A 1,753-nucleotide genomic window follows, 5' to 3' on the forward strand; every position below is an offset into this window, starting at 1 on the left:
CTAGGGCGTCGGTTCAGTATTAGGAGTTGACAAAACACACTGAAAATGATATGTGAATTGAAAAGCCTGTTAAATTCTGACAATCAGGAAGAAGGAAGAAACCTTATGCGCCCTCCCTTATGGCATCCTCCAATTGAACTCTCAGAAACAGAAGCGTTGATTATCAAGCGCATTAAACGAGCCAAGTTATTCACGTTTCTTCGACTGAACCGTTCATTCATATTTAATGATGAGTTTCAAGAAGAACTTGCTACAATTTTTAAAGACAGCACAGTAGGTCAGGGCCCAGTTCCTCCTGCACAAATTGCCAAGCGCAATTATTCTGCAAGCCTACTTAGGCATTTCTGACGATGAAGTAATTGAAGAAATGCTCATGGATCAACGTTGGCAGTTAGTTCTCGATTGTCTAAAGTGTGAAACTCCCCCTTTTAGCAAAGCCACTTTGGTGAGATTCAGAAATCGCTTAATTAAAAAAGAACTAGACCAACGTTTAATTGACCGCACCGTAGAAATTGCCAAACAAAAAGGTGGATTTGGCTCATCTCAACTCAAAGTGGCTTTAGATTCCTCACCTTTATGGGGAGCTGGTAAAGTCGAAGACACATATAATCTCTTGGGTCATGCTTTACGTAAGGCGGTGAGTATGATAGCTGCTGTGCAGGGGCGGGAGCCAGCAGAAATTGCCCTGGAAGCAGGTGCACCCATCCTTAATAGTTCCAGCTTAAAAACGGCCTTAGATATAAACTGGGATAATCCAGTAGAGCGTCAAAATGCACTCTTAATTATCCTAAGTAGCTTAGATTCTGTGGAAGAATGGATGCAAAGCCAGTCTGATTGTGATAAATTTGAAGTAGTTCAAGAGACTCTGGATGTTGCCCGAGTCATTGAATCCCAAAATGTGACTTTCGACTCACAAGCCGTTCCAAGTTTAAGTCAAGGGGTAGCCAAAAATCGTCGCATTTCTATTGAAGACCCAGATATGCGCCATGGGCGTAAAAGCCGCTCTCAAAAAATAGATGGATATAAACGCCACGTTCTTAAAGATTTAGAGAGTGGTGTAGTTTGCGCTGTGGCGCTGACACGCGCCAATACTCCAGAATCTGCTGCTACAATTGACCTAGAACGTGACTTGAAATTTCAAAACATTCACCTATCTGAGTTACATATCGATCGGGCTTATTTATCTAGTCACTGGGTGACACAAAGGAATGATAAATTACAGATATTTTGCAAGGCGTGGCCAGTCAAAAATTCTGGACGGTTTGATAAAAATTCTTTTTTCCTTGACTGGGATACGCATTTAATTAGCTGTCCCAATCAGGTAAGTATCCCATTTGAACCGGGGAAAACTGTTCATTTTCCTCAGAATAAATGTGCAATTTGCCCTCTGAGGTCTGGTTGCACGAATAGTAAAAGAGGACGGACTGTATCAATTCATCCTGATGAAGCCTTAATGCAAGAGTTGCGAGCACGTCAATCCACTGCTATTGGTCGCCAAGAATTGAGAAAACGTACTACAGTTGAACACTCTCTGGCTCATATTGGCCATTGGCAGGGGAATCGTGCTCGGTATCTTGGACTGCGGAAAAATCTCTTCGATTTACGGCGAGTCGCTGTTGTTCATAATCTTCATGTCATTGCTCGAATGGAGCAGGTTCGGCCAATTACACCAGGCATAGAGTCGAACTCATGCACTGGCTAATTTCATAAATTCCTTTTTTTGTCAACTCCTAATACTGAACCGACGCCCTAG

General features: G+C 42.5%; 1 pseudogene. It reads left to right on the top strand.

The window, feature by feature from the left end:
• Positions 1–105: 105 nt before the first annotated feature.
• Positions 106–1,702: pseudogene (locus tag QUA03_RS28825) on the top strand (IS1182 family transposase).
• Positions 1,703–1,753: the final 51 nt, after the last annotated feature.

Source organism: Microcoleus sp. S36b_A4 (assembly GCF_036700645.1).
GTDB lineage: Bacteria > Cyanobacteriota > Cyanobacteriia > Cyanobacteriales > Microcoleaceae > Microcoleus.